The sequence below is a fragment of the Cohnella pontilimi genome (assembly GCF_005049045.1).
Taxonomy (GTDB): Bacteria; Bacillota; Bacilli; order Paenibacillales; family Paenibacillaceae; genus Cohnella; species Cohnella pontilimi.
In genome coordinates this window covers 1-24,017 of sequence record NZ_SUPK01000004.1, presented here as the reverse complement: position 1 = coordinate 24,017, position 24,017 = coordinate 1, and the positions used below count along the sequence as shown (strand labels likewise).

General features: G+C 55.8%; 23 protein-coding genes. 17 read left to right on the top strand and 6 right to left on the bottom strand.

Annotated features, from left to right (window positions below; translation table 11 throughout):
* The first annotated feature begins 27 nt into the window (after positions 1-27).
* Genes E5161_RS09005 through E5161_RS08985 form a run of 5 tightly spaced genes read left to right on the top strand, consistent with a single transcriptional unit; the run spans position 28 to position 8,290 of the window.
* The gene (locus tag E5161_RS09005) at positions 28-1,188 is read left to right on the top strand and encodes a PP2C family protein-serine/threonine phosphatase (RefSeq protein WP_136777396.1); all 1,161 of its coding nucleotides are present in this window, start codon (positions 28-30) and stop codon (positions 1,186-1,188) included.
* Entirely contained in the window at positions 1,185-4,901 is a 3,717-nt protein-coding gene (locus E5161_RS09000; protein ID WP_136777395.1) for a response regulator, read from the top strand. The genes E5161_RS09005 and E5161_RS09000 overlap by 4 nt, the downstream gene beginning before the upstream one ends.
* A complete protein-coding gene (locus E5161_RS08995; RefSeq protein WP_136777394.1) occupies positions 4,898-5,734 on the top strand; it encodes a CheR family methyltransferase in 837 nt (278 codons plus the stop codon). Before E5161_RS09000 ends, E5161_RS08995 begins: the two co-directional genes overlap by 4 nt.
* 21 nt (positions 5,735-5,755) lie before the next feature.
* Positions 5,756-7,759, top strand: a complete 2,004-nt coding sequence (locus tag E5161_RS08990; protein WP_136777393.1) for a response regulator — start codon at positions 5,756-5,758, stop codon at positions 7,757-7,759.
* Positions 7,760-7,792: 33 nt separating this feature from the next.
* Positions 7,793-8,290 carry a hypothetical protein gene (locus E5161_RS08985; RefSeq protein ID WP_136777392.1) on the top strand — a complete coding sequence of 166 codons (498 nt, stop codon included), beginning with the start codon at positions 7,793-7,795 and terminating at the stop codon, positions 8,288-8,290.
* Between the two features lie 101 nt (positions 8,291-8,391).
* Here the strand turns inward: E5161_RS08985 and E5161_RS20755 are convergent, their stop codons facing one another.
* Entirely contained in the window at positions 8,392-8,556 is a 165-nt protein-coding gene (locus tag E5161_RS20755; protein ID WP_169306645.1) for a hypothetical protein, read from the bottom strand.
* Positions 8,557-8,797: 241 nt separating this feature from the next.
* Here E5161_RS20755 and E5161_RS08980 point away from each other — a divergent pair, with 241 nt between their 5' ends.
* From E5161_RS08980 to E5161_RS08960, 5 genes are all read left to right on the top strand, one after another.
* On the top strand, positions 8,798-9,118 hold the full coding sequence (locus tag E5161_RS08980) for an STAS domain-containing protein (protein WP_136777391.1): 321 nt from the start codon (positions 8,798-8,800) through the stop codon (positions 9,116-9,118).
* A 32-nt stretch (positions 9,119-9,150) separates the two neighbouring features.
* Positions 9,151-9,591, top strand: a complete 441-nt coding sequence (gene rsbW, locus E5161_RS08975) for an anti-sigma B factor RsbW (protein WP_136777390.1) — start codon at positions 9,151-9,153, stop codon at positions 9,589-9,591.
* On the top strand, positions 9,588-10,367 hold the full coding sequence (locus tag E5161_RS08970; protein WP_136777389.1) for a sigma-70 family RNA polymerase sigma factor: 780 nt from the start codon (positions 9,588-9,590) through the stop codon (positions 10,365-10,367). The genes rsbW and E5161_RS08970 overlap by 4 nt, the downstream gene beginning before the upstream one ends.
* Before the next feature lie 145 nt (positions 10,368-10,512).
* Positions 10,513-10,854, top strand: coding sequence for a hypothetical protein (locus tag E5161_RS08965; protein WP_136777388.1), 342 nt, complete (start codon positions 10,513-10,515; stop codon positions 10,852-10,854).
* Between the two features lie 260 nt (positions 10,855-11,114).
* Entirely contained in the window at positions 11,115-11,423 is a 309-nt protein-coding gene (locus E5161_RS08960) for a hypothetical protein (protein ID WP_136777387.1), read from the top strand.
* 149 nt (positions 11,424-11,572) lie between these two features.
* Here E5161_RS08960 and E5161_RS08955 read toward each other — a convergent pair whose 3' ends face one another.
* Complete coding sequence (locus E5161_RS08955; RefSeq protein WP_136777386.1) at positions 11,573-12,076, bottom strand: hypothetical protein; 504 nt, start codon at positions 12,074-12,076, stop codon at positions 11,573-11,575.
* An 83-nt stretch (positions 12,077-12,159) separates the two neighbouring features.
* Complete coding sequence (locus E5161_RS08950) at positions 12,160-12,459, bottom strand: YtxH domain-containing protein (RefSeq protein WP_169306644.1); 300 nt, start codon at positions 12,457-12,459, stop codon at positions 12,160-12,162.
* A 183-nt stretch (positions 12,460-12,642) separates the two neighbouring features.
* Between E5161_RS08950 and E5161_RS08945 the strand changes: the two genes are divergently transcribed.
* Positions 12,643-14,433 carry a phospholipid carrier-dependent glycosyltransferase gene (locus E5161_RS08945; protein WP_136777384.1) on the top strand — a complete coding sequence of 597 codons (1,791 nt, stop codon included), beginning with the start codon at positions 12,643-12,645 and terminating at the stop codon, positions 14,431-14,433.
* A gap of 42 nt (positions 14,434-14,475) precedes the next feature.
* Positions 14,476-15,462 carry a glycosyltransferase family 2 protein gene (locus E5161_RS08940; protein WP_136777383.1) on the top strand — a complete coding sequence of 329 codons (987 nt, stop codon included), beginning with the start codon at positions 14,476-14,478 and terminating at the stop codon, positions 15,460-15,462.
* A gap of 75 nt (positions 15,463-15,537) precedes the next feature.
* On the opposite strand, the gene E5161_RS08935 is transcribed toward E5161_RS08940, so the two are convergent.
* Positions 15,538-16,431 carry a LysR family transcriptional regulator gene (locus E5161_RS08935; RefSeq protein WP_136777382.1) on the bottom strand — a complete coding sequence of 298 codons (894 nt, stop codon included), beginning with the start codon at positions 16,429-16,431 and terminating at the stop codon, positions 15,538-15,540.
* 17 nt (positions 16,432-16,448) lie between these two features.
* Positions 16,449-16,625: a hypothetical protein gene (locus E5161_RS20750; protein ID WP_169306643.1), complete on the bottom strand. Its 177-nt coding sequence runs from the start codon at positions 16,623-16,625 to the stop codon at positions 16,449-16,451.
* 210 nt (positions 16,626-16,835) lie between these two features.
* Between E5161_RS20750 and E5161_RS08930 the strand changes: the two genes are divergently transcribed.
* Positions 16,836-17,885, top strand: a complete 1,050-nt coding sequence (locus E5161_RS08930) for an asparaginase (RefSeq protein ID WP_136777381.1) — start codon at positions 16,836-16,838, stop codon at positions 17,883-17,885.
* Positions 17,886-18,086: 201 nt separating this feature from the next.
* Here E5161_RS08930 and E5161_RS08925 read toward each other — a convergent pair whose 3' ends face one another.
* The gene (locus E5161_RS08925; protein ID WP_136777380.1) at positions 18,087-18,950 is read right to left on the bottom strand and encodes an AraC family transcriptional regulator; all 864 of its coding nucleotides are present in this window, start codon (positions 18,948-18,950) and stop codon (positions 18,087-18,089) included.
* 169 nt (positions 18,951-19,119) lie between these two features.
* Here E5161_RS08925 and E5161_RS08920 point away from each other — a divergent pair, with 169 nt between their 5' ends.
* Genes E5161_RS08920 through E5161_RS08905 form a run of 4 tightly spaced genes read left to right on the top strand, consistent with a single transcriptional unit; the run spans position 19,120 to position 23,855 of the window.
* A complete protein-coding gene (locus E5161_RS08920; protein ID WP_136777379.1) occupies positions 19,120-20,301 on the top strand; it encodes a galactokinase in 1,182 nt (393 codons plus the stop codon).
* Between the two features lies 1 nt (position 20,302).
* Positions 20,303-21,289 carry a UDP-glucose 4-epimerase GalE gene (gene galE, locus E5161_RS08915; protein ID WP_136777378.1) on the top strand — a complete coding sequence of 329 codons (987 nt, stop codon included), beginning with the start codon at positions 20,303-20,305 and terminating at the stop codon, positions 21,287-21,289.
* Positions 21,290-21,303: 14 nt separating this feature from the next.
* The gene (locus E5161_RS08910; protein WP_136777377.1) at positions 21,304-22,878 is read left to right on the top strand and encodes a UDP-glucose--hexose-1-phosphate uridylyltransferase; all 1,575 of its coding nucleotides are present in this window, start codon (positions 21,304-21,306) and stop codon (positions 22,876-22,878) included.
* 44 nt (positions 22,879-22,922) lie between these two features.
* Positions 22,923-23,855 carry a hypothetical protein gene (locus tag E5161_RS08905; protein WP_136777376.1) on the top strand — a complete coding sequence of 311 codons (933 nt, stop codon included), beginning with the start codon at positions 22,923-22,925 and terminating at the stop codon, positions 23,853-23,855.
* The last annotated feature ends 162 nt before the right edge of the window (positions 23,856-24,017 follow it).

The window sequence follows — 24,017 nt, the reverse complement described above, 5'->3', positions numbered from 1 at the left end:
TGCCTAAAGTTAGGAGACATAGAACTGATGCGTGTATTAATCGTAGATGACAACGCCATGAATGTTATGGTCATTCAAGAAATGCTGAAACGGGCCGGGTACGAGAAGATCAGCGCCTCATACTCGGCAGAAGAGATGTTCGAGCTGTTGAATGCAGCCGGTGAACAAGATTCGCATTCAGCGATGAAGATCGATCTGATCCTGCTCGATATGATGATGCCGACGATGGACGGGATTGAAGCATGCCGCCTGCTGCAAGCGGACAGCCGCTACCGGGATATCCCCGTCATTATGGTGACAGCGATCGGCGACTCTCGCAAGCTGGCGGAAGCGCTGGATGCCGGAGCGAGCGATTTCGTGACGAAGCCGATCAACAAAACCGAGCTGCTCGCGCGGATTCGTTCCGCCTTGAGGCTGAAAAGCGAGTTGGATTGGCACAAGGAAAGAGACCGCCGGGTCCGCGAGGAGCTGAACTTGGCCCGTCAAGTGCAGGAAGCGGTGCTGCCGGAGGCAACGGCTCAAGACGGCGTCCGTGTTTGCGCCTATTTCCGGGCTTCCGAAGAATTGGCCGGGGATTTGTACGCTTGGCAGCAGGTGGGGGACCGCCAATGGGTTTTTGCCGTCATCGACGCCATGGGGCACGGCATCTCTTCTTCTTTGGTCAGCATGTTCGTCGCGTCGGTACTCAAGGAATCAATGCGTACGTTACAGTCTCCGGAACGCGTGTTTCTGGATCTGAACCGCCGGCTTATGAGTCTTCACCCGGAAAATGAGCTGGTCCAATATTATTGCACGGGGATTTGCGTCAAGTTCGACTTGGAGCAAGGAACGCTGGAATATGCGAACGCCGGTCACCCGCCGGGACTGCTGTACGCGGATGGGCAGGCGGTACCCGAGCGGCTGGGCGCAACCTCCGCACCATTGGGGATGTTCGAATCGCTTGAAGTCGGAAAGCGCAGCATGTCGATCCGGCCCGGCGACAAATTGTATCTGTACACCGACGGAATTTTAGGGCCTTTCCAAGGTGAAGACGAGGAGCAAATCGAACAGTTGACGAAGTTTCTTCAACAAGCGTCCGAAGATGAGGAAAGCATGGAGCGCCTCATCCATGGCCAGCCGCTTGACGGCCGTTCGGACGACCGGTGCTTGGTTCGGGTCGACATCGTGACGGGAGAGATCAAAGGATGAAAATCAGAAACAAACTGATTATCGGATTTTCCCTGCTGGTCGTCATGCTGGTGGGGATTACGCTGTTCGGTTACGAACGGCTCTCCCGTATGGATCAAAAATTAAATGCTTTTTACGAAAACCGGTTTCGAAAAGTGTCGTTGGTTGAAGACGCACGCGGGGAATTGAACGTCTCTGCGCGGGTCATAAGCGAAATGCTGCTTGGCGCAGTCGACACGCAAATGGGCATAAAGGACATCTCCGACCGCTTGACGAGGGCAGGCAAGGAATTCGAGAAGCTGAGCCAATCCTCTCAGTCGGATCCGGTCGAGAAGCAGCTGACCGAGCAGATCAAGGCGGACGGGAAAGCCTACGGTGAATATTTGGGCACATTCGTTGAACTCGCGAAGCAAGGGAAGCTTGCAGATGCGCGAACCTTGTTCATGAATACGGGACGGCAAACGCAAGAGCGGATCGTGACCGATTTGAACGGATTGGTCGCGTACGAGCAGCAAGCGCTGGACTTGGAAATGGCCGCGACCAAACGAATGTACGATGATACCGTACGCCTGGTTGCTGTGCTCTCCGCACTCGGGCTGTTGCTCGGCCTGCTCGTACTCGCTTGGGTGCTTCCGAGCATCACGAGCGGCTTGGACCGGTTAAACAAAATGGCGGAACGGTTTTCCAAGGGCAGACTCAAATCTTTTGCCCGAATGGAAATTCGGGCGAGAGACGAACTTGGTGAATTGGCCCGTATTTTCAAAAGGATTGCGTTGGATTTGCTGGCCAAAAACGAGCGGGAAGCGGAATTGAACGCCATTCAACAGAAACAGGCGTTTAAGGATGCCCAGATCGCGCGGTTTACCGATTTGCTGAGGCAAATGAACGATCCCGGCACGCTGGCCGAGGCGTTTGTGAAAGAGTTTTGTCCGGTCATCGGCGCGGCTTACGGGGCCGTATATTTGACGGATCCTCAAACCGACGGCCGAACGCTCAATCTCACGGCATCCTTCGCCGGGCATTGCGACATCGATACGTTAGACAACGCACGTCGGTCGATCCGCTTCGGGGAAGGTCTCGTCGGACAATGCGCGGCTTCCGGTTTGCCGATCGTTTTGGATGATGTGCCGGATGGGTATGTAAAAATCGGGTCCGGCATCGGAGACGCCGAGCCGAAGCAGCTCGTGCTGAAGCCGATTCTGTTCGACGAAGAACATTTGGGCGTCATAGAAGTGGCGGCGGTGAAGCCGTTCACTCCGGAAAACAGGGAGCTGCTGCGGCTGCTGGCCAGCCATCTCGGCATGCTGGTGCACAACATTCACTCCCGGCAACGAGTCGAAGAACTGCTGCGCGAGTCCCAGGCGCAATCCGAGGAGCTGCAGGCGCAGTCCGAAGAGCTCATCACGCAGCAAGAGGCGCTGCGGCACACGAACGACGAGCTGGAAGCGCAACGCAACGAGCTGAAGCGATCGGAAGAGCGGCTTCAGTCACAGCAGGAAGAGCTGGAGCATGCCAACCGGGAGCTCACCGTGAAGACGAAAGCGCTGCAAGATCAGTTGGAGCGGTCGGACGCCCAGAACCGACAGATCGCCAAAGCGAACGCGGAGCTGGAACGACAGGCTCTGCAGCTCGCGCTGACCGGCAAATACCGGTCCGAGTTTTTGGCTAACATGTCGCACGAGCTCCGCACGCCGCTGAACAGTCTGCTCATTTTGTCGGAGTTTTTGGCGGAAAACAAGGAAGGCAATTTGACCGACAAACAAAAAGAGTATTTGCGGACTATCCATGTATCGGGTTCGGATTTGCTCAAAATGATCGACGAAATCCTGGATTTGTCCAAAGTGGATGCCGGCAAAATGGAGCTGCATCCCGAATGGACGGTCGTCGGCGACGTCGTGACTTTCCTGGATCAGATGTTCGCTCCGCTCGCCGACCACAAAGGATTGACGCTCACGTTCGACACCGACGATCAGGCGCCGGAAGCGATTTGGACGGACGGCCACCGGCTGAAACAAATTTTGCGTAATTTGTTATCGAACGCCGTCAAGTTTACCCATGAAGGCAGCGTCAGCCTCCGCATCGGAAGGCCTCGCCATGAAGATTTCGATGGGAAGCCGTTCCGCAAAGAAGACAAATATGTGGCCTTCACCGTTACCGATACGGGAATCGGAATTTCGCCGGAAAAAAGCGAGCTGATCTTCGAAGCCTTCCGCCAAGCCGACGGCACGACAAGCCGTAAATACGGCGGAACCGGGCTGGGGCTTACGATCAGCCGTGAACTCGCCAAGCTGCTTGGAGGCTGGATTTTGCTGGATACAAAGCCCGGGCGGGGAAGCGCGTTTACGCTCATTATCCCGGAACGGATTCCCGAGCTCGCGGCGGCGGAACCAAGCGGCAAAGAGGACGTGTTTGCCGAGGTGGCCGCAACCGCACCAAGCATGGCTCGTCCGCTGTTCCATACAGAGGCGGAAGCGGGCGAAGCCGGGGTAAACACTGAAACGCCGGAAGCCGCTTCGGACTCCAAACAGCCGCAGCCGGATGACGACCGCGGCTCCATTGCCGAAGACGACAAGGTGCTGCTGATCGTCGAAGACGATATTCATTTTGCGAAAGTGCTGCTGGAGATGGCCCGCGCCAGAGGATTCAAAGGGGTCGTGGCGCTCCGCGGAGACGAAGGGCTGCAGCTGGCTAAGGAGATGAAACCCGACGGCGTTCTGCTCGATATTCAGCTTCCGGGTACCGACGGCTGGTCTGTTTTACATGAATTGAAAGACGACGCCGAGACACGGCACATCCCGGTGCATGTCGTCTCCGTGGCGGAGCAGTCCGCTCACGGACTGCGCATGGGCGCGATCGATCAACTGCAAAAACCGGTGACGGCAGAACAGTTGGAAGAAGCATTTTCCAAAATGTCGACGGTGCTGGAGCGCCGGCCGAAGCGTTTGCTGCTCGTCGAGCCGAATAAAGCCGATCAACGCGCGTTAACGGATCTGATCGGTTACAAGGATGTGTCCGTGCTGGCCGTTTCCGACGTCGATCAGGCTTGGGAACGGCTTTCGGATGATACGATCCAATGTATCGTACTGAGCTCCGGACTGCATGAAGACGGCGTCGTTAAGCTTCTTGAACGGATGCAAGGCTCTTCGACGCTGCGCCGGATTCCCGTTATTCTCTACGGCGGGGACGAGGAAGACGACTATCGGGAATTGCGCAAATTCGCCGGCTCTATCGTTTTGAAAGATGCGCAGTCTCCGGAACGGCTTCTCGAGGAAACGGCGCTTTTCCTGCACCGTGTCGAATCCGAGCTTCCGGAAGACAAGCGGAGCATGCTTCGCAAGCTTCACCGTCGTGATGCGCCTTTCGAGAACAAAAAGATTTTGCTCGTCGACGACGATGTGCGCAACATTTTCGCCTTGTCCAGCGTGCTGGAGCACAAGGGAATGCGTTTGGTCTACGCGGAGAATGGCAAAGACGCGTTGAACCGGCTGGAGGAGCATCCGGACGTCGACCTGATTCTGATGGACATCATGATGCCGGAAATGGACGGCTATGAGACGATGAAGAAGATTCGCGCAAACGCGAAGTGGAAAAAGCTTCCGGTCATCGCTCTCACCGCCAAGGCCATGAAGGACGACCGCAACAAATGCATCGAAGCCGGTGCCTCGGATTACATCACGAAACCTGTGAATACCGATCAACTGCTCTCCTTGATGAGGGTGTGGTTATACCGATGAAAGAAAAATTATCCAATCCGGAACTGGATAAAATCGAGGTTATGCTGCTATTGGAGGGCATTTACCGCAAATACGGCTATGATTTTCGCAAATACGCTTACGCTTCCATCAAACGGCGGGTGCTTCACAGGCTTCAGATGGAAGGACTGCCCACGCTATCTGCGCTGCAGGAGCAGGTTCTTCACGATCCGCTTGCGTTTCAGCGGCTGCTCGAAGATTTGATGATCCCGGTGACCGAGATGTTCCGCGACCCGGACGCGTTCCTTGCCTTCCGGCAAGTTGTGGTGCCCGCACTGCGGGAGCTGCCCTATATCCGGATCTGGCATGCCGGCTGTTCGACGGGAGAAGAAGTGTATTCGACGGCCATTGTGCTGCACGAAGAAGGATTGCTGGGCAAAGCCCGCATATATGCCACAGACATCAGCGAGAACGCGTTGGAGAGGGCCAAAAGCGGCGTGCTGCCGATCGAGCGGATGAAGCAATATACGCAGAATTACCAGAAGGCCGGCGGCAAAGCCTCCTTTTCCGAATACTACAGTTCGGAGTCCGGCGTCGTCCTGCTGAAACCCGAATTACGCGCCAATCTCGTATTCGCGCGCCACAATTTGGTTACCGACCGGTCATTTAACGAATTTCATGTGATTTTTTGCCGCAACGTCATGATCTATTTTGAATGGCCGCTCCGTGACCAGGTGCAGAAGCTTTTTTACGAGAGCTTGTCGGACGGAGGATTTCTTGTGCTCGGCAACAAGGAATCCATCTCGTTTACGCCGATGGCCGACCGGTATGAAGTGTGGAACGACCCCAACCGGATTTACCGAAAACGGAAATGAGCGGTGGGAAAGGAGAGCAAGATGGCGAAGGAACAGTCGGTATCCATTTTGTTGGTGGACGACCACGTACAAAATTTGATGGCGTTGGAAGCAGCCCTGGACGGGGAGAATTATCGGTTCGTTCGTGCCGCATCCGGCCATGAGGCGCTGCGACACTTGCTGCGAGAAGAATTCGCCGTTATCGTCATGGATGTGCAAATGCCGGAAATGGACGGCTTCGAGACGGCAAGGCTGATCAAGTCGCGGGAGAAGACCAAGGATACGCCGATCTTGTTCATTTCGGCCACGAGCCGGGAAGCGGTGGATCAATTCGAGGGGTACTCGGCAGGGGCAATCGATTATTTGATCAAGCCGATCGTCCCTTCGATCTTGAAAGCCAAAATCTCCGCTTTTGTCCGTATGTATCTGAACAACCGCGAGCTGCAATATCAGCGCGACCTGCTCAAGATGCAAAAGGAGGAGCTGCTTCGGGCCACGTACCGGCTGACGACGGCGGAAGCCAAATCGCGCATGATTTTCGAAACCTCCATGGACGGCATATTTACGTTCGACGAATACGGCCGCATTTTGTCGGTGAATCCGGCTATGGAGCGGCTGTTCGGTTACAGCGCGAATGAGCTGATCGGCACTGCGGTGGAAAATGTACTTCCTTCGATCGTTCTCATGCGCTGTCCCCAAACCCAGGAACACGATAACATGCCGCTTTATTTAACGGGTGTGGTACGCGAATCCGTCGCCTACAGGCGAAACGGCACGATGTTCCATGCCGAGATTCAGCTCGGGAAAGAGATCATTAACACCGAGAGGCTGTATGCCTGCACCGTTCGTGACATCACCGAACTCAAAGGCACGCTGCGCCAGCTCAGGGATGCCAAAAACACGGCGGAGCTGGCTTCGAGTGTCAAAAGCCAATTTCTGGCCGTCATGAGCCATGAAATCCGCACCCCGATGAACGGATTGATCGGGATGAGCGAGCTGATGTTGGAAACGGCAATGACGGGCGAACAGGAAACCTATGCGCATGCCATCAAGGACAATGCGAACCGCCTGCTGAAAATCATGGACGATATATTGGACTTTACCAACATGGAATCGGGAAAAATCGAACTCGACGAACAGCCTTTTTCGATCCGGGAGTGCCTGGCGGACGTCGCGGCGTGTTATGAGGCGGAAGCCGCCCGAAAAAACTTGGAATTGTTGTGGGAAATGGAGGAAGGCGTCCCGGAATATGTCGTGGGCGATCCGCACCGTTACCGGCAAATTTTGCGGCATATGCTGGATAATGCCGTGAAGTTTACGGACAACGGGGGTGTCTATGTTTTGGTCCGGGCGCGGCCGGGTGAGGGAGCAGGTGAACCCAGAATCCGGCTGGAGACGTCCGTGCAGGACACAGGCAGCGGAATTCCCGATTCGCTGCGACACTTGCTGTTTATGCCGTTCTCCCAAGTCGACTCTTCCATGACGCGCAAGCATGGCGGGACAGGACTCGGTCTGGCCGTGTGCCAGACGCTCACCAAAGCAATGGGAGGCGGTATGCGCCTGGCCGAAAGCAGCCCGGAAGGCACCCGGTTCGTGTGCCGGATTTCGGTGGCGCCGTTCGAGTGGCCCTCTGAATTCCCGCAGCTCGCGGTAACCGCAAATCAAGAGCCACGGCCGGATAAAGCCGCGATCATCGTAGCCAAAAGCGCGTACCGCAGGAGGCTGCTGTCGATGCTGGTCGCCAAGCTCGGCATGACGCCCCGTGTCACTTCCTGCACGTCTGCCGCCGTTGTTTATCCGGACGGGAAGCCTGCGGCATTGGCGATCATCGATGGGTATTCGGACAAAGACCGGGACGCTCTGCCGGTCTGGTCCGCATTCGCAGTTCCGACGGTTTGTATTGGGCACGGCAACCCTCCTCCGGAGGAAATTCCCTTTCCGGGCTGCCGCTTCTGGGAAGGTCCGGTCACGATGGCCCGCTTGTCGGCGCTTATGGCAGAGCTCACGTCAACTGACACGGTTCAAGGGCGCCTGCGCAGGGTATAGCAAAGATAGTAACGCCAAAGGAGAGTGACCGGCATGTCGGTTAACATTGGAATTTTCAAAAAGGAAGCGGATGTGGTGGAAGCGATCCGGCTCTTAAGAGAAGCCGGCGTCGACCATGACGATATGCGTGTGATCGTGAAAAATGCCGAAGCGGCCCCCTTGATCGCCTCTGTCACGGACGTTCCGGTGGAAGAGCTGGCAGGCTTGCAGGACCGGACTGCCAATCATGATGTGCCTGGAAGAGCCGGAGGGTGGCCCATCTTGGTTGCCGCGCCCGTGATGAACGGAGGAGACGGCAGACCGGGCAATGCGACGGGGGTGGCGGCAGCCGCCGGATTGTGGGGCCTCGAACGGGACAATGACGATACCGGCGAAGGTCGGCTGCGCGATATCGGCATTCCGGAGCACGCATCCGAGCGCTGCGGGGAAGAAGTCGAAGCGGGCCGGATTTTGCTGTATACCGAGGCGGACGAGGATACGAACGCGGATTCCATTCTTCGCCATGCGGGTGCCGCTGAAGTGCTGCATTGAGCGGTTGTGACGGGGGGCGCCGATTCGGGCGGCCTCTTTTGTTTTTTTCGTAAAATGAAAAAGCTTCCGGGATTTTCCCGGAAGCTTCTTGCTGGCATGAATTAACGGAACCAAGGGAAGACATACCGGACGATAAAGTAAAGGATGCCGAAGAAAATGACTAGATAGGCCGCGTATTTGATAAAAGTCGAAGCCACGAGGCTCGAATCGTTCTTTTCTTCGACACGGCGTTCTTCGATATCGACGTCACGGTCTCGATAGCTCATGGGAGACGCCCCCTTTTCGATTAGTTGCCGTGCGGCTCGAAAGCCGTCGACGTTCTTACCAACGATTACCCGAACACGGTTCCTCATGAAACGCCCGGGGAGCTAAACTTCGGTTGCTGTTTCGGTGTCGAAAGATTTGGGTTATAACAAGATTAGAGCTATTTTATCCGATCTGCGATCTGCGCCGTCGATCGGAGGATCCGCAAGATCATTGCAAGGTATCAAAGAAAGGGGCTTTGTTATGCTGCCGAACAAATTTTCGCTCCGTACCGAGAACCGGGAAGGACGAACCATTGTTTACGTAGGAGGAGAACTCGACCTTGAAGTCGCCTCCCAAATGAGAGCCGCGATGGAACCGCTCATGGAGCTGTCCGACCGGCGTCTCACCCTCAACTTGCGCGACTTGAAATATATCGACAGTACCGGTATAGGGATTCTTATATCCGTGCTGAAAGCCAGACATTCCCGCAACGCTCCTTTCGATGTGGAGCATGTACCGGGCCATATCCGGAAGCTATTCGACATGACGGGTATTACGCCATTCCTGGCGGCCGCGGAATAATCCATATTCGGAAAGGATGAGAGGAATCCTCCATGACCAAAGATAGACAAGTGCTGCTGTCCGTTCCCGCTCAAGCCGAGTACGTCGACCTGATCCGTCTGACGCTTTACGGCATCGCGAGCAAGATGAAATATTCGTTTGAAGAAATCGAAGATATGAAAGTGGCGGTTTCCGAGGCTGTGAACAACGCGGTGCTTCACGCTTACGGCGGTGAAGACGGAATCATCGAGGTTTCATTCGCGGTCTCCGACGAGGAGCTTGCCATTACGGTCCGTGATCATGGGGTGAGCTTCGCTCCGTCCGCAAATCCGGAGTCGGCCGCCCTTCATGGAAAGTCGATCGACGAAATCCAGTCGGGCGGATTGGGTTTATATTTGATGCAGGCACTGATGGACCGCGTGGAAGTGAAGCATGACGGCGGTACCGCGGTTATCCTGACAAAGAAAAGGGCACGGTCTGAAGAGACGGCATGAATTTGCCGCTGTCCGCGCGTTTGCCCGACGACGCGATCGCCGTTTTGATCGAGTATCAACGGACGTTGTCCAACGAGCTGGCGGAAGAACTGATCCGGCATTATGAACCTATGGTGCGCATGGCGGCCAACAAAATGTCGCGCAATCGTCCCGACTTGTTCGACGATTTGTACCAGGTGGGTCAGATGTCGCTGTTCCGCCTCCTGAAGCAATTCGATCCCGAAATGGGAATGCCATTTGAGCCGTATGCCATGAAAAGCATCATCGGCCACATGAAGAACTACTTGCGGGATAAATCCTGGTATGTGCAGGTACCCCGCAGAATCAAGGAAAAAGGCCTTGTCGTCCAGCAGGCGATCGACGAGCTGACGGTCACGCTGGAGCGCTCGCCGAACGTCGACGAGATCGCCGCCCATTTGGGACTCGAGCTCGAAGAAACGCTGGAGATTTTGGCCGGCCGGGACTTATACCATTATGTTTCGCTGGACACACCGATTTCCGATGAGGAAAATACGGCGGTGCTGGGCGAGCTGATCGGTTCGCCGACCGACGAATTCGCCGCTTTGGAGAGAAAGCTGGATTTACAGGAAGCGATGTCGGAGCTGAAGCCCGAGGAAAGAGAAGTGCTGCTGCTCGTGTTCGAAGGCGGGTTGTCGCAGAGGACGATTGCGGAACGGCTCGGTGTTTCGCAGATGAGTGTATCGCGCATCCAGAAACGGGCGATCGACAAGCTGAAACAGCTTCTCACGGAAAAGGATGGAGATTACGAGATATAGACAAGAACCTTCCACCAACCACGGTGGAAGGTTCTTTTATCATTCCCTCAAAGGGAGCCCCCGGGAAAACTCTAAAAACGGGTTTCATTGTGCGTGGCGGGGGTAATTATCTGTACGGCACGACACCCTAATGAAGGAGTGGGACATGATGACGGTAAAATTTCGAATCCGTTGTTCGGAGAGTGATGTTTTTGTCCTCGAGAAGGAAAGCGGGTTCCACGTCACCATCGGCTCCCGGGTGAATCCGCTCAGTTTCGGCAACAAGCTTGCGGAGTATGGTTCTCTCGGTCAAGCGGTGGACGCGGCGGAACAGTTTTGCAAAATGTATACGCTTTCCAAGGAGTATGGCTACCATCTGGAAAAGACGGAGCTGCGTAAGGACGGTTTGTCGCCTATACCTGTACCGGAACTGCTGGACAAGAAATTGTCGACGGACGAGATGAGAAGCATGCTGGAGAAGGACGAATTGATGTACGGAACCTATTGAGCGGCCGCATAGATCACGCCGATACCTTCGGGTATCGGCTTTTTATGTTTCTGTGAAGATGCGATTGAACTTTGAGAGGACCTCTTGCTGAAGTGCCAAAGTGCACTACAAAAGGCGCGTTGGAGCGGAAAAATGCTGTTGGAGTGCTAAAGTGCACCCGAAAATCGATAAATTGGTGGGAAAAGCGGTTTGGGCGGGCGCAGGCACCAACAATTTACGGTTTATTTCGTTCTATATTTAGATCTATTGGAGGTGTTTGGATGGCTCGGCCTAAACCGTTCGTACTGGCATGGTGCCTTAGTACGGTCATTTCTTTGCTGTATTTCATCCGATATGTTGTGAAATATACCCTGGTTTCGGTGCCGGAGAGCATCATGGTGTTTTTGCAGTTCTACATCGTGTTTGGCCTTATGTTCGGGATCCTGTTCTATTTCTTGCATCAATTTTTTCGTCGTTTTGAATGGGTGAACGTCTGTATCATTTCGGCCGCCCACGTATTATTCGTTTATTTACTCTTCCACGAACTGAACAGCTTTCCTTGGGGCAGCTTTTTCGAGCGGGCGCCTTGAACTTACATATGCGCATTCTCGCCGTCACGGCATTTGTTAGTCAGTCACACTGACTAACAAATGCTAACCTCCGCCATTATCACAATGGATAGTCACTCAGACTAACTAATACAGTCAAAATGGCGGCCCAGCGGCCGCCATTTTGGGGATTAATGTTGTATCGGATCGGGCAGCAAGCCCTGTTCTTGAAGTTGTTGACCGGTCTTCACGCGTTGCATGTCTTTGCCCAACGCTCGCATATCGTCGAAGTCCTGAACCATCCTTCCGTTTTCCGCACTTGCGACGGAACGGGTAGGCATCGACGTCGCTTTGCGGTCCTTGTCCCGATCGGGCGAGTAGGATTGGGAGACATGCGATTCAATGCGGGAACGCAAGGCCAGCAGGCGTTTCATGGCTGACTCGCGCACTTCTTCCGGTACTTCCGAATCCGACACGCCATCGAAAAAGGAAGTTTCGCCGTCCAGCAGAAGCGATCCGTCCTCTTCCTCGAAGGGAACCTGAAACACGTACACGGATCCGCTTGGGAATTCCAGCTCGGTGCGGTAGGTGGAACCGTGCACGGCGGAATCCCGCACAAACCCGGTCTGGGACAGAGCTTCTTTCAAACGAGCCGCCGGAGCGCTGAAAGTCAGAATCGTGTCTGGCGTCATCATGTGATCTCCCTTCATATCCGACAAGAAGGCCAACCGCCGGCGGGGCCGGGGTGGCCTTGCTGTGCGGATTCGGTTCCGCGGTCTCAATTGATGTTGGGTTCCTCGTTTTTATAAGATTGCGCCTCTGTTTTGGCCGCGTTGACGGCCGATTTCGTTCTGTCCATAATGTCCGTCGCTTGCTGACCGACTTGTTTCACCATGTTTTGCGTCTTGGTCGCCATGTCGGAAACCATTCCTTTGGTTTTCACCGACACATCGGAGTAACGGTTTTTCAGGTCCGAGCGGAGCTCACGTCCGGGTTTCGGCGCGAAGAGCAAGCCAGCAGCCGCCCCAACCGCGCCGCCGATCAGTATGCCTTTTAGAAGTCCGCCTCTTTCAGCCATGACAAATTCCTCCTTCATGGTTTTTCTCAGGTAGGCCATGTTCGCCAAGGAACATGCTGCAGCGGTCATGCCGTCCTAGCTTTCCTTTACCCGCCCTTTGTCAATAAGAAACGCGGTCTTTCCCGGGACAACGGTTTCGACTACAATAGGGGAGTCAGATCTTGGAGAGAGCGGGGACGGGGGATGGAGCTGTCGAATAGTGTCGGATCATCTTCGCCGGTGCAGCGGAGCGGCGGATGGGGCTACCGTACGGAGCGTCGGCGCTGGTCGCCGATCGATTGGTTTTTCGTCATTCTGCTGATGGCCGCTTCGGCGCTTATGTCGTTTACGGATCTCGGCAACCGTTCGGCTCCGCAGAGCTTTTGGATGCCGGGAGCGAGCGGCGAAGGGTTTACCGTTGATTTCGGACAAGTCCGCCCGATCGACCGGCTCAATCTGTATGAGGGTCCCGGGGCGAGAGGGACGACCAAAATCGAATGGTCCGTGGACGGCCAAAAGTGGGAACCGTATGCCAGTATCGAGCATAAAACGAATCGGGTGTTTACGTGGAAAACGGAGGACAAGCCGGTTCAAGCCCGTTATATGCGTTTTACTGCGCAAAGCATCGGATACCGCCTGTATGAAGCGGCTTTCTTTGCGAAAGGAAGCCCAGAGGCTCCGATCCCGATTCAAGAGATTCGGGACAACGGCAAAGCGGCCTCTTCCGCCGAGGGAACCGGGCAGCAAGTATTCGACGAGCAGCAGTTCGCTCCGTTTCGTCCGGATTACCGGAACAGCATGTACTTCGATGAGATCTATCACGGACGTACGGCTTATGAATTTGTGGAGCGGATGGAACCCTATGAAAATACACACCCGCCGCTGGGCAAGGTGCTGCTGGAAATCGGGGTCAAGATGTTCGGCATGACGCCGTACGGCTGGCGGTTCATGGCCGCGGTTTTCGGAACGATCATGATCCCGGTCATGTATGCGGCGGCGAAAGGCATGTTCGGCCGCACGCGCTATGCCGTGATCGCCGCGCTGCTGCTGTTGTTCGAGGGATTTCATCTCGTGCACTCCCGGATGGCGAACGTCGATATTTTCGGGGTCACCTTTACGATTGTCATGTACTACGCCATGTACCGGTACGGTGAAACCGCCTGGCGTCACGGCGGCTTCCGCCGGGGAATCGGCTGGCTGGCGCTGAGCGGCATCGCCTTCGGCTGCGCCGCGGCGGTCAAATGGAACTATTTATACGGCGGCATGGGACTGGCGATTTTGTTCTTCCTGTCCTTGTGGAGACATTACCGCGGTTACAGCGAGTCCGGCTCCGGGCGGCGATTCATACTCACGTTGCTGGCGGCCCTTGTGTTGTTCACGGCGGTTCCCGCTTCGATATACACGGCATCGTACATTCCGTTCATCAAGTCCACCAAAGCCGATGACGACTGGCACGATTTGTGGAAGTATCAAAAAAATATGTACAATTATCACAAAGGCGTAAAAGAGCCTCACCCGTACGCGTCCAAATGGTATACTTGGCCTTTGATGCTCCGGCCGGTCTGGTATTACGGAGGCCCCGACCTTCCGCGCGGAGACGCCCAAAGCATTGCGGCCATCGGAAATCCGCTGATCTGGTGGGGCGGATTACTGGCGATGCTGGCGTCCTGGTGGATCGGCATACGGCGAAGAGACCGGATCGTTCTAACCGTCGCCGTCATGTACTTGTCCTTCTACGTCCCGTGGATGGTGGCGCCAAGGAGCATCACGTTCTTATATCATTATTTTCCGATGGTGCCGCTGCTGATCTTGTCACTCGTCTGGATGCTCCGGTGGTGGGAGCAGGGGGCTTACCGAAGACGGCGCTTCACGACAGGCGTGTGCCTCGCCGCGGCGGGTCTGATGATCTGGTTCTATCCTGTGCTCACCGGTATGACCATCAGCCGGGAATGGATGAACGCGGCACTCAGATGGCTGCCCAGCTGGGGATTTTGATGAATAACGGATTAGGATTTACAGCATGAAAGGGGAACGGAAATGAACGGAACGTGTTTCCTGTCCGTGGTTGTACCCATGTATAACGAACAAGAAGTGATCGAAACCACTTACCGCAGATTGACTTCGGTGCTGGAATCGATCGGGGAGTCCTACGAGCTGGTGCTGGTGAACGACGGCAGCCGCGACAAGACGGCGGAGATTGTCCGCGGAATTTGCGCCTCCGATCCCCGAGTGAAGCTGATCGATTTTTCACGGAATTTCGGCCACCAAATCGCGGTTACCGCAGGAATGGACTTTGCCTCCGGCAGAGCGGTGGTGCTCATTGACGCGGACCTGCAGGATCCGCCGGAGCTTATTCCGGAAATGGTCGCCCGCTGGCGGGAAGGTTACGATGTCGTTTACGGCAAACGGGCCGCGCGCAAAGGGGAAACCTGGTTCAAAAAAGTGACGGCGGCGGCGTTTTACCGGCTGCTCCGTTCGCTGACGTCCGTCAATATTCCTCTGGATACCGGTGATTTCCGGCTCATGGACCGCAAAGTTTGCGACACCCTGAGTTCGATGCGGGAAAACAGCCGGTTTATTCGCGGAATGGTCAGCTGGGCCGGCTTCCGCCAAACGTACGTGGAGTACGTGCGGGAGGAGCGTTTCGCCGGAGAGACGAAGTATCCGCTAAGCAAAATGATCCGTTTGTCGCTGGATGCCATTACGTCATTCTCCACGAAGCCACTGAAGCTGGCGGGCATTCTCGGATTTCTGCTCTCCGCCGCAGGATTCATTTATTTGCTCGTGGTCTTATACCAGCGGCTGTTCACGGATTCTACGACGCAGGGCTGGACTTCGCTCATTGTGATCAGCTTGCTGTTCCACGGGATTACGCTTTCACTGCTGGGCGTACTTGGGGAATATATCGGCCGAACCTATGAAGAAGCGAAACGCCGGCCTCTCTATGTGGTGGCGGACCGGGTCAATTTCGAAGCGAAGCCGGAATCGGCACAGGAGCCGGTCGGATCTGGCATGAGACATTGATCTAGCGGAAAGAGAAAGGGCAGTTCCCCGTCGGGCGGTTGACGGAGGAACTGCCTTTTTTTCGCCGTTTTGCGCTTATGCCGACTCCGACACGCCTTTCTCTTCCATCAGCAGATCAATCAACTGCCGGATCGCGGGGTCGAGCCACTTTTTCTTGTGGTAGATGACTTGGGTATAAAACGTAATGTCCGGGTGGGAAAATGGCAGCACGATCAATCTCCCTTCTTCCAAATCGCGGGTCACCGATATTTTCGGGATCAGCCCGATGCCGAGGCCCAACGACACACACTGCTTGATCGCTTCAAGGCTGCCGAACTCATGATGGATGTGGTAGGGAACTCCGCAGCGCTCGAAGAGCTGCTCAAAGGCAGCTCGATAAGTGCATCTCGTTTCCGTGGCAATGTAAGAGACGCCCGATAAATCTTGGATATCGATCGATTTCTCATGGCGAAGCGGGTGGCGGGGTTCGGCGACCAGCACCAACGGTTCCTGCCGGATGATCACGCTTTCCACGTCATCGGCCACAATGGGACGGTCAAGGATGATGCCCAGATCCAGCTGTCCGGAGCGCACGCCTTGCACGCTTTCACCGTCCACAAGCGGCCGGACTTGCATCGTGATGTGCGGGAAAGATTTTCTGAACCGGTGAAACACGGGCGGCAGGAAAAAGGCGATGAGAGACTCGATGGTGCCGATCTGAAGGTTTCCCTTTACTTGCCGAGACACCAAGTTTTTGGAATCGTCGTACAGGGCGAGAATCCGTTCGAACGTTTCCAACAGCTGCTCGCCCGCCGAAGTAAGTCGCATCGACCTGCCGAACCTTTCGAACAAAACGACGCCATACTCGTTTTCGAGCTTTTGGATGTGCGTCGTGACGCTGGACTGTACGTACCCCAGGTTTTCCGCGGCTTTCGTAAAGCTTTGGCAGCGCGCAACTTCTATGAAGGATCGAAGATAAATCAAGTCCAACCGGTGTCACCGCCTTCTCACTGATGGAACGGAAGAACAAAGGAAAGCAAGGCCGCGACAGCACCTACAGCGAATTGACTGAGTTCCGCTGCGGTAAGGGCAGCTTTTTTCCCCAGATCGCGCATCCATTCCCGTTCCCGTTCTGAAGTTTCGTTTTCCCATATTTTAAGAGCCGCATAGTCATGGATCAACATTTTTTTCGCCCCCTGGCTTTTGTTGGCTTCATCGTAACACCAAGCGAATCGGGGGAGTTATCCAACGTTTTACATGGCAGCTATCGATTTTTTGCATGGAAACGCCATCATCGGCGGCTCAGGCGGCGTTGCGGCGTCGGGATTTTTCGTGCATATTTTATAAAGAATAAGGTCAGATTCCAGCCGGTCGGCTGATCTCGAGGTGTCAGAATGGGAAGCATTCAGCAGCATGTACAAGCGCGTCATGATGGAAATCCGTCCATGCCGGCAGATCTGGATTTGGTCGTGACGACAAGGGCGGGAGTGCCGGAAAATGTTCACCGCGGACGTATCAGTGTCGTTTCTGCGGATGGTGGTGTAGCTGTGGCCTCGTACGGCGATGTTACGGCGCTCACGTTCGTGCGGTCCACGGCCAAGCCGATCCAGGCCATCGCTCCGCTCATGGCGGGAACGGCCGAGGCGTTCGGGTGGGACGACCGTCATTTGGCGTTGATGGCCGCGTCCCAGCGGGGGTATGCGGATCAGGTGGCTGCGCTGCAGGAGATGCTGGATCGAGCGGGCATTCCCGAAGAGGCGTTCGTTTTCCGAGCGGGGAAGCCGGTATCTTCGGAAGCGAGAGAGGCTTGGGCGGCTGCGGGCGGCGAACCGCGGAAGCTGTATCATACGTGTGCGGGCAAGCATTTGGGCATGCTGGCGTGGAGCAAGCTGGAAGGCTGGCCGCTGGAAGGTTACGCCGAGCCGGAGCATCCGGCACAGCGGGAAATTGCCCGCCGCGTACGGGAATGGGCCGGAGCGACGGAGCATGATTTCGAGCTGGGCCGGGACGGCTGCGGGCTGCCGGTGGCGGCGATGCCGCTGGAGCGCATCGCGCTATCGTACGCGCGGCTGGCGTGCCCGGACGCGGCAGCGGATGAGAGGGCGGCAGAGGCGGCATCGCGCGTTGCGGCCGCGATGAACCGCCACCCCGAGCTGGTCGAAGGCCCCGGCCGATTGGCCAGCATGCTGCTTGCCGACCCGAACGTGGTCGCCAAGAGCGGAGCGCAAGGGCTGTTCACCATCGGCCTCCGCCGCGAGCGGCTCGGCATCGCGATCCACGTCGCGGACGGAACGGAAGGGGCGTGGCCGCATGTGGTGATCGCGCTGCTCGAGCGGTTGGGCGGTGTGTCCGCCGACACGCTCGCGGGCTTGCGTGCCCGTTTCCCGGCGGAATACCGCAACGACGCCGGTGATATCGCAGGCCGCTGGGAGATCGTATTTTAGGCTGATGCCATCGGCTTTAACCCTTGCCAAGAGAAATGTTACTTTTGACGGAATATACAAGGAGCAGTACACCGTGAAGCGTGGCAGAGAACGAAGAGTAACTTCAAAGTTCTTGCGCCTTCGCTTGGGCTGTGCTGCTCCAAGTTACGACCGCCGCCGAACCGCAGTAAGACTGCCGCACGATCCAAACTACCTTTGCCCTTACTTCCCCTTGCGCCCGACCGAGGCACGGTATTCGGTGGGCGATTGGCCGTACCAGCGGCGAAACTGCTTGGAGAAATACAGAGCGTCTACAAATCCCGCCGACGAGGCGATTTGCTCCACTGTAAGCTCCGGTCTCTCACGCAGCAGGCGCCGGCCCTGATCGACGCGCAGCTTTGCCAAGAATGTCGCCGGGGTCAAACCCGTATGTTGCTTGAACAACCTCGACAAATAAGCCCGATTGTAACCAAGCGCCTCCGCCATCCCCTCGATCGTCACCGGCTCCGCGTACTGCGAGGAAAGGTACCCGGCAATCTGCCGCACCAGCTCTTCGCTGTGCGTGTCCGGCCGCAGCGGCGCCGCCGTGTCTCCGGCTGCCGCTTCCTGCAGGACGGCAAGCAGCAAGTGCAAATGTCCGGAAGCCTCCATGGAGGCAGAAACTTTCCTCTCGCGAAATGCCTCGAAAATGCTCCGGCACCGTTCTCCCGGAATGCGGCTTGTACCTGTATTCGCGACCGGCCGCGCAGCGCCCAAACCCGCTGCTTCGACCAAAGCGGCGGCCCGCGACCCCGCGAACGCCACCCAGCGGTACCGCCACGGGTCCTGTTCGTCGGAGACATACCGGAATAGCTCCTCCGGCAGAATCAGGAAGCTGTCTCCGGCCCCCAACTCTGCTTGAATATCTCCCAATTGGAACGTACCTTTCCCGGAAATCACATGATGCAGCAAAAAATAATCGACGACTTTCGGCCCGACGCGGTGATTCGGCTTCGTTTGGCTTTCCCCCGCGAACAGTACGGTTAACTCGCCGGGCTCCACGCTGACGGGGTTGGAAGCGACATGATAGGTAGGGTTTTTCGCCACGTCCGTTCCTCCTTTCACTCCTCCTATTGTAACACGCCAACACGTCAAGTCTCTTCTCAAAAGTCACATTTCTCCATATGAACCGCACATCCCGCCATTTTTCCAAACATCCGGCATCCGTTATACTGAGATTACAAAAAGCAATTATCGAAAAAAAGGTGGCGTTAATATGGCGTTGCTTGCGGAATTAAAACGTAAATTTGTAGACCGTTTCGGCGGTGAAGAGTCCGGGATTTCGGTATACGAGGCTCCAGGACGGGTAAATTTGATCGGGGAGCATACGGATTATAACGGCGGCTCCGTTTTTCCGGCGGCTTTAACGTTCGGCACTACGCTGCTTCTTCGTCCGAGGGAGGACGGGAAATTGGGTTTCGCCTCCACAAACTTTCCCATTTCCCGGGAAATTTCGACCGAAAACGTGACGTTTCGCGAAGAAGACGATTGGATCAACTATCCCAAAGGAGTCGTATGGGAGTTGAACCAGCGAGGAATCAAGCTTAGCCGGGGATATGACTTGCTGTATCACGGTGAAATCCCGAACGGCGCAGGCTTGTCCTCCTCGGCTTCCATCGAAGTCGTCACCGCGTTCGCCCTCTTGTCGATGGAAGGCAAACCGGCCGATCCGGTCGACATCGCTGTGTGGTGCCAGCACGCCGAAAACGAATTTATCGGCGTGAAATGCGGCATTATGGATCAGTTCGCGGTGGCGAACGGGAAAAAGGATCATGCGATTTTGCTGGACTGCGACACGCTCCGGTATGAGCTTGTTCCGTTCCGCACCGGCGAGTTCAAGCTCGTCATCGGCAACACCAACAAACGGCGCGGCCTTGTGGATTCGAAGTATAACGAACGCCGCTCGCAATGTGAGCAGGCGGTCCGCGACCTGCGGAAGGCGTTCCCGGAACTGCAGTTGCTCGGCCAGCTTTCGATCGAGCAATTCCGCGGCCACGAGCATCTCATTCAAGATGAGACCGTACGTAAACGTGCCCGCCATGTAGCGGAGGAGATCCATCGTGTCGCGTTGTCCATGGATGTTCTGAAACGTGGCGACTTGGCCGAGTTCGGGCTGCTCATGAACGCTTCGCACGACTCTTTGCGGGATCTTTACGAAGTGACGGGTGCGGAGCTTGATGCAATGGTAGAAGCCGCACGCTCAGTTCCGGGTGTGCTCGGCTCCAGAATGACCGGGGCGGGCTTCGGTGGCTGCACGATTTCGCTCGTTCATCAAAATTCCGTCGAACGGTTTCTGTCGGAAGTGGGATCCAAATATGAAGCGGCGACCGGCCTGCGCGCGGATTTTTACGTTTGCGACATCGGCGACGGTGTGCGCGAGTTGAAGGGGGAAGCGTAAAATGGCGGTTTTGGTAACAGGAGGCGCAGGCTATATCGGCTCTCATACAGTAGCCGCGCTGCTGGAGAAAGGCGAACAGGTCGTCATCGTGGATAACCTGTATCAAGGGCATCGCGATGCAGTGCTGGGCGGCAAGTTATATGTCGGGGATTTGCGGGACGAAGCCTTCCTGTCGCAAGTGTTTGCGGAAAACGAGATCGACGGCGTCATCCATTTTGCAGCGAATTCCTTGGTCGGGGAGAGCATGTATAAGCCCGGAATGTATTATCACAACAACGTATATGGCACATTGTGCCTGCTGGAGCAAATGAATAAAGCCGGCGTTTCCCGCATCGTTTTTTCTTCGACGGCTGCGACATACGGAGAGCCGGAACGCGTGCCGATCGACGAGTTTGACCGCACCGAGCCGACCAGCGTATATGGAGAGACCAAGCTGGCGATGGAAAAAATGATCCGCTGGTTCGACGTTGCCCACGGGATCCGGTCGGTGTCTCTGCGCTACTTTAACGCGGCGGGCGCGCACGAGAGCGGTCGTATCGGGGAAGATCACCGGCCGGAAAGCCACCTGATCCCGCTCGTCCTGCAAACGGCACTCGGCCAGCGCGAATTCATCGCCGTATTCGGAGACGACTATCCGACCGAGGATGGGACTTGTGTGAGGGATTATATTCACGTCAGCGACTTGGCAGACGCGCACATTTTGGCGATGGAACGGCTCCGCGGCAATGGAGAAAGTGCCGTATATAACCTTGGGAACGGTCAAGGTTTTTCCGTGAAGCAAGTCATCGACATTGCCCGCGAAGTAACCGGCCGTGAGATACCGGTTCGAATCGAGGCGCGGCGCGCCGGTGATCCGGCGGTTCTCGTCGCTTCTTCGCAGCGTGCGCGGCAGGAGCTCGGCTGGAATCCTTATCGCAGCCGGTTGCAAGACATTATCGCCAGCGCTTGGAGATGGCATAACGGGCATCCGAACGGATACGACAACTGAATGGGGGGGCCGCAATGAACATACGGAATGAGGCTTCACCGGTTTCCATCAGCCACAGTATCGGAAGGTTGGTGGCTTTCGCCTTAAAGAGCGGTTTGTTGCAGCCTCTCGACCGGGAGCATGCCCAAAACGCGCTGCTGGATCTATTTCGTTTAAACGAGCCTGCCCACCAGGACTGGAACGTGGAAGAGCCGTTGCCCGACAGTCCGGTCCCGCTCCTGGAGCCGTTATTGGATGCGGCTGTCCAAATCGGGCTGCTGCAAGACGATACGACGACTTCCCGCGATTTGCTCGAAGCCCGGATTATGGGGCTGCTCATGCCCCGGCCTTCCGAAACGGAGAGAATCTTTCTCGAACAGGCGCGGTACAACGGGCTCGAGGCTGCGACCGATTGGTTTTATCGGTTGAATATCGATTCGAACTATATCCGCATGGACCGCATCCGCAAAAACGGCTACTGGCGTCATTCCACTCCCGACGGCGAGCTGGAGATCACTATCAATCTTTCCAAGCCGGAAAAGGATCCGCGGGAGATCGCCCTGCTGAAAACGCTGCCTCCGGCCCATTATCCGAAATGCTTGCTGTGCAAGGAAAACGTAGGCTATGCCGGTCGTCCGGACCATCCCGCCCGGCAAAACTTACGCGTTTTACCGGTGACGCTGCAGGATGAACTGTGGTATTTCCAATATTCGCCTTACGTGTACTATAATGAACACAGCATCGTATTGAGGGACGAACATGTGCCGATGCGCATCTCGCCGTCCACGTTCGCCCGCCTGCTCGATTTCGTCGAGCATTTTCCTCATTATTTCGTCGGCTCCAATGCAGATTTGCCGATTGTCGGCGGTTCGATCTTGAATCACGACCATTTTCAGGCCGGCCGGCACGCATTCCCGATGGAAAAAGCGGCTGTGCCGGAATGGTTTGCCGTTGCCGGCGAATTGTCCGTACGGGCGGGCATCGTGCGATGGCCAATGTCCGTGCTTCGATTGCGGTCGGCCGACCGCCACGCCGTGCTTCGTGTTGCCGCGAATGTATTAGCCCGTTGGCGGGAATATTCCGACCCTGACGCCGAGATTGCGGCCTACACCGGGGAGACGCCGCACAACACGATTACGCCGATCGCGCGGCTTCGGGATAACGGCGAATATGAAATGGATCTCGTCCTGCGCAACAACCGCACAAGCTCCGAACATCCGGACGGTATTTTTCATCCGCACAAGGAACTGCATCATATTAAAAAAGAAAATATCGGCCTGATTGAAGTAATGGGCTTGGCGGTATTGCCGGGCCGTCTTCAGGAGGAAACGGCGTCTATCGCCGCTATGCTGAGCGGCAGGCAGCCTTACGATTCCTCGACGTTGGCAAATCCAGATCACCCATTGCACAAACACTCGGCTTGGATCGAAGAGCTGGTGGATAATTACGGAACTTCGAACGGATTGTCGGAAGCGGAAGCGATTGTCCGGGATGAGGTCGGGAATAAATTTTACGCGGTGCTTCGGGATTCCGGAGTGTTCAAGGCCGATGAACGAGGACAGGAAGCGTTCCAGCGGTTTCTCGTTACATCGTCGTTGATGGCGGACTAAAGCAAGAGGGTACCGTGATTTTATTTCATGAAAGGGGAATACGAATGACGGCAGTCGTAAGGGAAGCGATCCGCCATGAACACTGGGGGCAATGCGTCTCCATCCGAAATGGCAGCATCGAACTGTTGGCCACTTTGGATTTCGGTCCACGAATTATTCATCTATCTTCCGAAGGCGGCTCCAACTTATTTTTCGAGGACCGAAACGGAGAAATGGTCCAAAGCGGCGAAGCTTTTGCCCCGGTAGGGGGAGGGAGCTGGAAAAATTACGGGGGGCACCGTCTGTGGACGAGCCCGGAACGGATCCCGCGCACCACCTACCCGGACAATGATCCGGTACAATGGGAGAAGGTCGGAGATAACGGGATCGTCCTTCGCGCCGCGAAAGAAAGATGGAATCAGGTCACGAAGGAAATCGAAATTCGCATCGATCATGCCGGCCCGCATGTTGCGGTCATTCATCGGGTGACGAACGAGGGCGCTTGGCCGATCCGTTTTGCGCCATGGGCGCTGTCCGTAATGGGCGCTGGCGGCCGTGCGATCCTGCCGATGGCCGGCAAGGACACCGGGTTGCTGCCGAATCGGCGGTTTATTTTGTGGCCGTACAGCCGGCTGAACGATCCGCGCATCACTTTTACCGAATCAGAGCTTATCGTCGATCAAGGCGAGGGGCCGACTCCCTACAAAATCGGCATTGACAACGAGTCCGGCTGGGCGGCCTACAGCAATCACGGGGATACGTTCATTAAACGTTACCGTCCGGTACCGGGCGGCGAATATCCGGATTTCGGCGTCTCTTTTGAAATGTACACCAATAGCTCCATGCTAGAGATGGAGACGCTCGGCGAGTACCGCGAGGTGGAGTCCGGGGAAACGGTTGTGCACGAGGAAACGTGGCAATTGGTGAAAGGTCTCGACTTGAGGAAGCCGCCGCATGCGGAAGCCGTCCAGATGTTGAAGCATTATGTGAAAGACTAATAGCTTAGCACATGAAAAAACCTCGAAATCGCCGCGATGTTGATATGCTCCCCTTGCGGTAGACAGTTGAAATAATAAAACTGTTTACTGCGAGGTGGAGCATTTTTATGTCCCATAAAGCAAAAATATCAGGATTTGAAAAAATCGAAGCCATTGAGAAAT

Coding starts and splice junctions, on each gene's coding strand:
- E5161_RS08945 (WP_136777384.1), top strand. CDS start 12,643: ATGGAGCTGTCGAATAGTGTCGGATCATCTTCGCCGGTGCAGCGGAGC.
- E5161_RS08960 (WP_136777387.1), top strand. CDS start 11,115: ATGGCTCGGCCTAAACCGTTCGTACTGGCATGGTGCCTTAGTACGGTC.
- E5161_RS20755 (WP_169306645.1), bottom strand. CDS start 8,556: ATGAGCTATCGAGACCGTGACGTCGATATCGAAGAACGCCGTGTCGAA.
- E5161_RS08940 (WP_136777383.1), top strand. CDS start 14,476: ATGAACGGAACGTGTTTCCTGTCCGTGGTTGTACCCATGTATAACGAA.
- E5161_RS08930 (WP_136777381.1), top strand. CDS start 16,836: ATGGGAAGCATTCAGCAGCATGTACAAGCGCGTCATGATGGAAATCCG.
- E5161_RS08955 (WP_136777386.1), bottom strand. CDS start 12,076: ATGATGACGCCAGACACGATTCTGACTTTCAGCGCTCCGGCGGCTCGT.
- E5161_RS08970 (WP_136777389.1), top strand. CDS start 9,588: ATGAATTTGCCGCTGTCCGCGCGTTTGCCCGACGACGCGATCGCCGTT.
- E5161_RS08980 (WP_136777391.1), top strand. CDS start 8,798: ATGCTGCCGAACAAATTTTCGCTCCGTACCGAGAACCGGGAAGGACGA.
- E5161_RS09005 (WP_136777396.1), top strand. CDS start 28: ATGCGTGTATTAATCGTAGATGACAACGCCATGAATGTTATGGTCATT.
- E5161_RS09000 (WP_136777395.1), top strand. CDS start 1,185: ATGAAAATCAGAAACAAACTGATTATCGGATTTTCCCTGCTGGTCGTC.
- E5161_RS08910 (WP_136777377.1), top strand. CDS start 21,304: ATGAACATACGGAATGAGGCTTCACCGGTTTCCATCAGCCACAGTATC.
- E5161_RS08965 (WP_136777388.1), top strand. CDS start 10,513: ATGATGACGGTAAAATTTCGAATCCGTTGTTCGGAGAGTGATGTTTTT.
- E5161_RS08905 (WP_136777376.1), top strand. CDS start 22,923: ATGACGGCAGTCGTAAGGGAAGCGATCCGCCATGAACACTGGGGGCAA.
- galE (WP_136777378.1), top strand. CDS start 20,303: ATGGCGGTTTTGGTAACAGGAGGCGCAGGCTATATCGGCTCTCATACA.
- E5161_RS08950 (WP_169306644.1), bottom strand. CDS start 12,459: ATGGCTGAAAGAGGCGGACTTCTAAAAGGCATACTGATCGGCGGCGCG.
- rsbW (WP_136777390.1), top strand. CDS start 9,151: ATGACCAAAGATAGACAAGTGCTGCTGTCCGTTCCCGCTCAAGCCGAG.
- E5161_RS08990 (WP_136777393.1), top strand. CDS start 5,756: ATGGCGAAGGAACAGTCGGTATCCATTTTGTTGGTGGACGACCACGTA.
- E5161_RS08985 (WP_136777392.1), top strand. CDS start 7,793: ATGTCGGTTAACATTGGAATTTTCAAAAAGGAAGCGGATGTGGTGGAA.
- E5161_RS08995 (WP_136777394.1), top strand. CDS start 4,898: ATGAAAGAAAAATTATCCAATCCGGAACTGGATAAAATCGAGGTTATG.
- E5161_RS08920 (WP_136777379.1), top strand. CDS start 19,120: ATGGCGTTGCTTGCGGAATTAAAACGTAAATTTGTAGACCGTTTCGGC.
- E5161_RS20750 (WP_169306643.1), bottom strand. CDS start 16,625: ATGTTGATCCATGACTATGCGGCTCTTAAAATATGGGAAAACGAAACT.